This window comes from Janthinobacterium sp. PSRC1-1 (assembly GCF_049897525.1).
Classification (GTDB): Bacteria; Pseudomonadota; Gammaproteobacteria; order Burkholderiales; family Burkholderiaceae_D; genus Janthinobacterium; species Janthinobacterium tructae.
The window spans coordinates 1-8,193 of the sequence record NZ_JAFCWK010000028.1 but is presented as its reverse complement, the minus strand read 5'-3'; the positions used below and the strand labels follow the sequence as shown (position 1 = coordinate 8,193).

Annotated in this window: 6 protein-coding genes; 2 read left to right on the top strand and 4 right to left on the bottom strand. The window is 64.9% G+C overall.

The window, feature by feature from the left end:
• Nucleotides 1–148: 148 nt before the first annotated feature.
• Both ACP7DW_RS28580 and ACP7DW_RS28575 read right to left on the bottom strand, forming a co-directional pair.
• Nucleotides 149–1,651, bottom strand: coding sequence for a hypothetical protein (locus ACP7DW_RS28580; protein ID WP_426057757.1), 1,503 nt, complete (start codon nt 1,649–1,651; stop codon nt 149–151).
• Complete coding sequence (locus ACP7DW_RS28575) at nt 1,648–2,535, bottom strand: hypothetical protein (protein WP_426057758.1); 888 nt, start codon at nt 2,533–2,535, stop codon at nt 1,648–1,650. The genes ACP7DW_RS28580 and ACP7DW_RS28575 overlap by 4 nt, the downstream gene beginning before the upstream one ends.
• 168 nt (nt 2,536–2,703) lie before the next feature.
• Between ACP7DW_RS28575 and ACP7DW_RS28570 the strand changes: the two genes are divergently transcribed.
• Nucleotides 2,704–3,633: a hypothetical protein gene (locus ACP7DW_RS28570; protein ID WP_426057759.1), complete on the top strand. Its 930-nt coding sequence runs from the start codon at nt 2,704–2,706 to the stop codon at nt 3,631–3,633.
• Between the two features lie 183 nt (nt 3,634–3,816).
• Entirely contained in the window at nt 3,817–4,146 is a 330-nt protein-coding gene (locus ACP7DW_RS28565; RefSeq protein WP_426057760.1) for an apolipophorin, read from the top strand.
• A gap of 55 nt (nt 4,147–4,201) precedes the next feature.
• Here ACP7DW_RS28565 and ACP7DW_RS28560 read toward each other — a convergent pair whose 3' ends face one another.
• Both ACP7DW_RS28560 and ACP7DW_RS28555 read right to left on the bottom strand, forming a co-directional pair.
• Nucleotides 4,202–6,316 (bottom strand): diguanylate cyclase, encoded by a 2,115-nt coding sequence (locus tag ACP7DW_RS28560; protein WP_426057761.1) that lies wholly within the window; start codon nt 6,314–6,316, stop codon nt 4,202–4,204.
• Nucleotides 6,317–6,427: 111 nt separating this feature from the next.
• Nucleotides 6,428–8,104 (bottom strand): methyl-accepting chemotaxis protein, encoded by a 1,677-nt coding sequence (locus ACP7DW_RS28555; protein WP_426057762.1) that lies wholly within the window; start codon nt 8,102–8,104, stop codon nt 6,428–6,430.
• Nucleotides 8,105–8,193 lie beyond the last annotated feature (89 nt).

Sequence of the window (8,193 nt, the reverse complement as noted above, 5' to 3'; positions counted from 1 at the left end):
CTGATCATTGGTGCCATGATGCGCAAGCTGGTGCACGTGGCATTCGGCGTGCTCAGGTCGGGGAAAATATTTGATCCGGCCTTGCACGCCGCTTGACGGGGATAACAGTATCTACGCGACCTACGCCTGACCTCGCTCACGATCCCCATCACACCACGACGATATTCGCCTGCGCCTTGAGCGGGCACGGCAGGGTGTCGTCGAAGGTGATTTCGATGGCGCTGGCGACGAACATGCCGCCGATGTGCTGGGCGGCGATTTCCGGCGGCGTGCCGGGCTTGGTCAGGTTGACGTCTTGCGCGAAGACGAAGACTCTCCACGTACCGTAGACCTTTTGATCATATTGCAGCAAGGTGCGGTAAGCGCGTTTCAAGTCCAGGCTGCCTGCGTACACGCCGTCGTTGGCGCCCGGGTCGAAACCCAGGCCATCGTCGGTCAGCGAGGCGACGAAATACAGGCCCTGCGGTGCCTGGAACAGCACGAAGGCATACAGCTCCGTGCCGCGGAAGACATTGCCATTGTCGCGCCTGAAGCTGGCGCGCAGCCACAACGGTTCGTAGGCTTGCACGACGGCGGGCGTATCCGTTTCCACGGGCCCCGCCACATGGATGTTGACTTGCGTTTCGGTCACCGCATGCTGGTAGGTGGCACCCGTGGTGAAACGTTGATACTCCCAGCTGATGTCGGCCGTGTAGGGCAGGCCCGCGTTCGGCGCTTCCGGCAACACCCATTTCGCCACGACGCGCTCGGCCAGGGTCAGTTCGCCGGCGGCCGGTGGTGTTGCTTCCTGACCACGCCAGAACGGGTCCGCGATATCGGAGCAGGCGACGGCGATGGCGCCCGAGGCGATGGCCGAGGCCACGCCCGCCACCGTGAATTCGGGCTGGCCCGAGCCGGCCCCTTCGAGCGAGCAGCAATCGACGCTGGGATCGGTTTCCTCGAAGCTGCCGCCCACGCTGAAACTGGCCTTGCCGGAGCCGAGCGCGGCGGCAATGATGGCGACCAGCGCGGCGATGATGGCGATGATGATGGCGAGTATCTTCCACCACGGGTCGGAAAACGGCAGCTCGCCATGCGTGCCCGCATAGGCGGGATTCGGCGTCCAGACGAGGGTCATGCCGGTCGGCACGATCGGCCCCAGGCCGGGCGGACAGCGGCACTCTTTGCCATCCGTGCCCGTGCTGCCCCAGCGCTTGCCGGGCAAGTGCCCTTGCGGCTTGGACAGTTCCAGCGTGCCTTCCTCGACCGTGCACGTATAGGTATTGGTGGCGCTGTCAAAGCGCGTCTGCGAGACGAAGATTTGCTGGATCGAGCGGCGCGGCGCGTAGCCGTCCGCCTTGGCGACGAAGCTGACGAGTCTCTTGCCGGGCGCCGCATGCTGGAAGTCGGCGTCCCACATCACCAGCATGGCCGCGCCGGCGGGAATGCTGGCAAAGAAAAAGGTGCGCGCCACGGGCACGATGCCGGGGTCGCCCACGCTTTCCAGGTACACCGTGACATTCGTCAGCGCGCTGCTGGACATGTTGGTGACATGGGCGGCGATGCGCAAACCATAGATGGCATTGTCGAAGATGCCATCGGGCAGCATGATATTGGTGACGGGCTCGATCGCGAACGGCCGCGTCAGCACCTGCATGGGGGTGTCGCTCATGATGCTTGCTCCTCGGGGCTGTGCTGTTCTTGCGCCTGCTCTTGCGCTTGTTCTTTCTCCGGAGTGGTGACGAGATACGTGACGCCGCCCAGTACCTTGCCGTCCTGACTCTCGAGCACGCGCAGCAGCGCATACTGGCGTGGCGGCAAGGCTTCGGCGCGCAGGCTCAGGTACACGGCCTGCGCCTGGCCGCGCGGCACTTCCAGCGCCAGTTCTTGCTCGCCGGGCACATCGCCATTGCAGTGGGGCGTGCGCGCCAGACCCGCTATCAGGCGTGCTTCCCTGGCCGGTTGCCATTTTTCCAGGCCCAGGGTGGCCAGCAGGCGCGCCGGCAGTTCGCCGCCCTGTTCGATGTGCAATGCCACTTTCCTGGCTGCTCGGGGCAGGGCCGCCACCGTGATGGCCAGCAGCTGCGCGCGCCGCGCCGCCAGCACCACGGTGACATTGCGCTGGGCGATCTGCTCGTGCTGTTTGGGCTGGAAGGGGAAACCGTTGGGCAGCGGGTCGGGCAGCGGGTTGATGTCGCCCGCGCCGTGGGCCACGGCCAGCAGGCATTCGTGGCCGCCATTGACGATGACGGGCACCCAGGGCACGAGGCACAGCACTTCCTGCGTGGCGCCGGGCGGCAAGTCGGCAAACGCGGAACCGATCTGCGTGGCGGCGCCGACGGCGATCTGGCCGGAAGGGTCGGCCCAGTAAAAGTCCACGCGCACGCCGTTCGAGGCGCTGTTGCCCGTGTTGTGTACGCGCCCCCACAGGTAATTGCTGGTGCCGGCAATGGGTGCGCCGGGCGGGCCATTCGGATCATTGCCCGGCACGACCCAGATGTCGGCGCTGTCCCACCACCAGGGCTGGCCGTCTTCGATGATCAGGTGGGCTGGCATGGCGTTCTCCTTGTCCTGGACCGGTGCCTGTAGCTTAGGCCGCGGTGGCGCTGGCCTCTTGATCGGCATCAATGCCATGGAACACGGCGCCGGTGCGCCGTTGGCGTGCTTGCGTGGGGTAATATTGCGGCAGAATGCAGCTGAGTAAATCCAGGAAAAGGTTGGAACGTGTCTGAAAAAGTGAATGAAGTTTGCATCAACGCCGCTTGCGGCCGGACCTTGCCGCTGCGCGTGGCGCATTGCCCGTTTTGCGGCGCGCGCCAGGTGGCGCAAGCACCGGTTATGGAGAAACTGCCAGCGCCGCCCCCGCTGCCGCGCATGCCGCCGCCGGTGCCCGTCGCTCCACCCGTTCCTGCACCGCAAGCTGCGCCGCAGCGCGCTCCTGCTCCCCAGCCCGTCCCGCCACCGGCTGCCGTAGCGGCGCCCGCGCCAGTCAAGGCGCCGCCCGCCAAGCCTGCCATCAAGGGTTCGGTGCCGCCGCCACGCCCACCCGTGCGCTTGCGCACCTGGATCGCGGCGGCCGTGGTGCTGACCGGTATCTGGTTTTATAACAAGCCAGCCGACAAGCCGGCCAGCGTGGCCGAGCAGGTGGCGGCAGCCACGGCGCTGGCGGCGCAGTGCGACCTGGACGGGGCGCGCAGTGCGCTGGCCGTGCTGAAAAGCGCCAGGGCGCCCGCCGCGCAGATCAAACGCTTGCAGGCGAACATCACCAAATCCGCCGCCGCGTGCGAGCGGCAACAGCAGCGGGCGCAGGCGTGGACGGCGCTGCAGGACAGCGTCAGGCAGGCGCTCGATGCGGGCAAGCCGGACGTGGCCGCCACACGCCTGGCCATCTACGTGAAACGCTGGGGCGACGATCCCGACACGCTGGAACTCGATGCCAAAGTCAAAGTGGCGCAAGCCAGCGCCCAGCTCGACCTGGCCGACGCTTGCCTGGCGAAAAGCGACCGCGTCTGCCTGGAAAACAGCCTGATTGCCGCCGAGCGCTATCAACGGCCGGAACTGGCGGCGCGCACGCAGGCGCTGCGCACGGCCTTGTCGCAATTGCTCGAACGTTCGCTGCTCGATGCGGCCCCGGCCCCGGTCCCGGCGCAGTAGCGCAAAGCAATGTCTGGCATGCCTGCTTGTCGGGAAGGCGCCGTGAAACATATCAAGATACCATTGCTTACAACTACGCCACAAAAGCCTGTTCTTATGTGCGTTAGCGCACGCTAGAAAATTTTAGGCAGGTGTATATTGCGAACTGATCTGTGTCTTTTGATAATAATGAAAGGGAATATCATGAAAGTAAGCAAAAATTGGATGACCGTGTGCGTCGCCGGGATGATGGTTGTGGCACTGGCTGCCTGCCAGAAGAAGGATGATGTCGCTGCCGGTCCTGCGGAACAAGCTGGCCAGAAGATCGATGCGGCCGCTGCCAAGGCTGAAGCCGACATCAAGGCCGCTGCGACCAAAGCGGACGCTGCCGTGAGCCAGGCCGCTGCCGATACGGGCGCCAAGATGGACCAGGTCGCCGCTGACGCCGACAAAAAAATGAGCGAAGCGGCCGATGCCGTCGGCAAGAAAGTGGAAAAAGCCGGCGAAAAGATGCAGGAATCCGCGCACAAGTAATCATCGTAACAAGCGCCAGGGCTGGCCAGCGCCGGCCCGGCTGCCGCAGCCGCCGTCAGGTGACGGCAGCTGCGGCGACGCCATCGCTGGCCTGGCCTTCTGGCCCGGCCGCCTCCGTTCCCGTCTTGTCCATCCCTTCCGTTCCCCCCAGCACCACGCTCAAATCGACAAAGCCGTCGCGCCACGCGCGTTCCAGGTCTTGCTCCACCGCTTCCAGCGTCGTTCTTTCCACCTGCTGAAAACCGCGCAAGCCATACGCCCGGTTGCGCCCGTGCGCCTTGGCCAGGTATAGCGCCATGTCGATCAGGTTGACGCTGCGTTCCCACGTGAGCGGCCGTCCCAGCGGCGTTAGCGGATAGGGCGCAAAGCCCACGGACACATGCACCTGGATGGCCTGTCCCTGGTAGCGGATGACTTGCGCCGCCATGCCGTTGAGGATGCGCCGCGCGATATCGTCGAGTCCGTCCCGCGCGACGGCGGGCAGGAAGGCGAGGAATTCCTCGCCGCCCCAGCGCACGATCATGTCCGTTTCGCGCAGCACGTCGTGCAAGGTTTCGGCGATCGTCGTCAGCACCAGATCACCCGCCGCATGGCCGTAACGGTCGTTGATGTGCTTGAAATGGTCGACATCGAGCAGGAACAGCGCACCCACGACATCGCCGCCGCAGGACGGCTGCGGCTTGCCCGCATGGCTGCGCATGAATTCCTGGAAGTGGCGGCGGTTGTACAGGGCCGTCAGCGGGTCGCGCGAGCTCTGGCGCTTGAGTTCCTGGTTCTTCACCTTCAGCTGCACGTTCGCGTGGCGCACCTTGCGGTACAGCAAGCTGACGATGACGGACGCCATGGCCAGCACCAGCGCCAGCAGCCACCATACGCGCTGCTGCAGGCGGCGGTTGTCGATCTCCGTGCTCTTGAGCTGATTCTCGCGGCTGAGCAGCTCGATCTGGCGCTGCTTCTTTTCCGCCTCATACTTTTCTTGCAGCTCATACACGGCCTTTTGCCGCTGCTTTTCGAACAGCTGGTTGGAAATGCTCCGCTCGCGGTGGTAGGCCGTGACGGCGCCGCGCATGTCGCCCGCCTTTTCCAGCGCCATGCCGTATTCCAGCAGCACGGCCTGCATGTCCGGCTGGTTGGCCGTGCGCTCGTAGAAGGCCAGGCCCGTGGCCACGCTTTGCTTGCCTTCCTGCAAGCGTCCCTGGCCGATCAGCGCCTGGCCGATGTTCAGGCGCGCCGTCGCCTCCACCTGTTCATCGTTGACCAGGCGCGCCGCCGTGATGGCTTCATTCGCAAAGCGCAGGGCGCGTGCATAGTCGCCTTCTTTCAGATAGCTGTCCGACAGATTGACGAGGGTAATGGCCACCATGCCGCTGGCGCCCAGCTGGCGTTCCAGCGCCAGGGCCGCCAGCAGGGCGCGCTGGCCCCGTTGCGGCTGCTGCGCGTCGAGCGCCAGCCCGTATTCCGTATTCTTCGCCTGCGCCATGCGGCCCGGCGATTCCAGGGTGCTTGATACGGCCAGCAGCTCGTCGAGCACCTCGAAGCCCTTGTCGTACTCGCGCATCTGCGTGTACAGCAGGGTGAGGGCATTCAGGGCGGCGGCCAGGCTGGAGGGGGACTTGCTCTGGCGCGCGAGGTCGACGGCCGCCTGCAGCTTGGCCAGCGCAAACGGAAAATTGCCTTCCTCGGCCCACGACTGGCCCGCGCTGATGGTGGCCTGCACGCGCACGGGCAGGTCGTCCGTGCGGTTGGCGATCTTTTCCGCTTCGAAGGCCAGCAGATGCGAAGCGCGGCCTTCGTTCCTGGCAAACGTGATGTAGGCCTTGTTGAGCATGCCTTTCGCCAGCGCCACATCGCTCTTGTTCATGCGGGCGTAGGCGATCAGTTCTTCGGCCAGCTGCATGGCGATATCGTTCTGCCCCAGGCGCATGCGGGCGTTGCTCAGCTGGGTAAGGAATTCCGCGCGCACGGGCAGGGGCGCGCTGCGCGCCTGCGTTTCCACCTCCTGCAGGCGCTGCAGGGCGCGCGCGGGCACGAAACGGCCATCTTCGCGCACGGCGGCGATATGCTGCTCAAGGTTGTCGATCTGGGCCTGGACGGCAGGCGGCAGCACGCAGGCCAGTACCAGCAGCCAATGCGCCCTTCGCCACGATGCCCGTGTGTGTCTGCCTGCCAACTTCCCGCCCTCGCAATGACCATGCCTGTTTGCAACGATTATATGATGTTGCAATCAAGAAATATCATGGTATGTGCAGATTTTTGCGAAAGTGCACACTTTGGCTGCATGTCAGCGCAGGGCCAGGGCGGCCGTGGCCGGCGGGCTGCCTTTCAGGCGGAAGATGGCGACGGCCTCAATCAGGGCTTGCGCCTGTTCTTGCAGGCTTTCGGCAGCGGCCGCCGCCTGCTCGACCAGGGCGGCGTTCTGTTGCGTGATGTTGTCCATCTGCGTGACCGCCTGGTTGACCTCGCTGATCCCCGCGCTTTGCTCGTGGCTGGCGCTGGTGATCTCGCTCATGATGGCGGCCACCTTCTGGATCGATTCCACCGCCAGCGCCATGGTGCGCCCCGCCTCGTCGACCAGCTTGCTGCCGGCGTCAACCCGTTCCACGGAGGCGCCGATCAGGGTCTTGATTTCCTGGGCGGCGGCAGCGCTGCGGTGGGCCAGGCTGCGCACCTCGCCGGCGACGATGGCGAAGCCGCGTCCCTGTTCGCCCGCCCGCGCCGCCTCGACGGCGGCGTTCAAGGCCAGGATGTTGGTCTGGAAGGCGATGCCGTCGATGACGCCGATGATGTCGGCGATCTGGCTCGAACTTTCCTTGATGGCGCCCATCGTGTTGACCACCTGGGCGACGACGGCGCCGCCCTGCACGGCGACGGCCGAGGCGGTGGCGGCCAGCTGGTTTGCCTCGCCGGCGTTGCTGGCGTTTTGCCGCACCGTCGCCGTCAGCGTTTCCATCGAACTGGCCGTTTCTTCGAGGGAACTGGCTTGCGCTTCAGTACGCGCCGACAGGTCGGCATTGCCCAGCGCGATTTCGTGCGTGGCGACCGACATTTCGCCGGTGCTGGTGCGGATGTCGCCGATCAGCCCCGTCAGGTTGGCGTTGATGGTGTTCATCGCGTGCAGCAGCACGCCGATTTCGTCGGCTCTTTCGATGACGGCATCGATGCTCAGGTCACCGCCGGCGATCAATTGCGCCGTGGCGATCGCCTGGTCCAGGCTGCGCTTGATGTGGCGGTACACGAGAAACAGGCACAGCAGCGAGACCATGACCGACACCAGCAGCACGCCGACGGTGACGGAATAGGCCGCCATGGTGCCGCCCGTCGCCGTCTGCACGGCCGCGCTCGTGCGCTGGTCGAGCAGCGTGAGAAATTCATTCACCGGCTGCATGATCTTGCCCTTGTTGCGGTGGTATTGGACATCATGCATGATGGTGCGGGCCATTTCCAGGTCGGGCGGACCCTTCTTGGTAAAGTTGCCGCTGCCGTCGTCGAACAAGCCCTTGACGGCGTTCATGGCGATCACCTCGGTCTTCACCAGGCCGTCGGAATTGGCCTGGGCCTCTTGCAGTTTGGCAAATTCCTGCTCGCTGAAGCCGGCTTTGCGCATCAGCTCGGCCAGTGGCACGCTGGGGCCCGTCGATGCCGGCACCGGCATGCCCGCCGCCACGAAGTCCCAGTAGATGCGCTCGTAATGCTCGGGGCGCGGCTTCTTGCCGTTGCGGATGTCGAGGATGTCCATGTATTGCTGCTCGTAGCTGGCGTCGCCCGTGACGACGTAGGTGCGGGCCAGCCGGGTCAGGTCATCCGAGCTTTGCCGCAATTCATCGGCCAGCAGATAGGATTGGAAGCGCGTTTCAGTGACCTGGTTCGCTTCGGCCTGTTTGGTGGCCACGCGGAACAGGGCCAGCAGGCTGACGATGGAGAGCGCCAGGCTAAGAGCCACCCCTTTAAAGGTGTACATTGACAGCCCCGTCTTTTAGTACCCGTGCCGTTGATACGTGGCGTCGGGCAACAGCACCGGCCACATAGCCTTTTTTCGCTGTTTTTTTC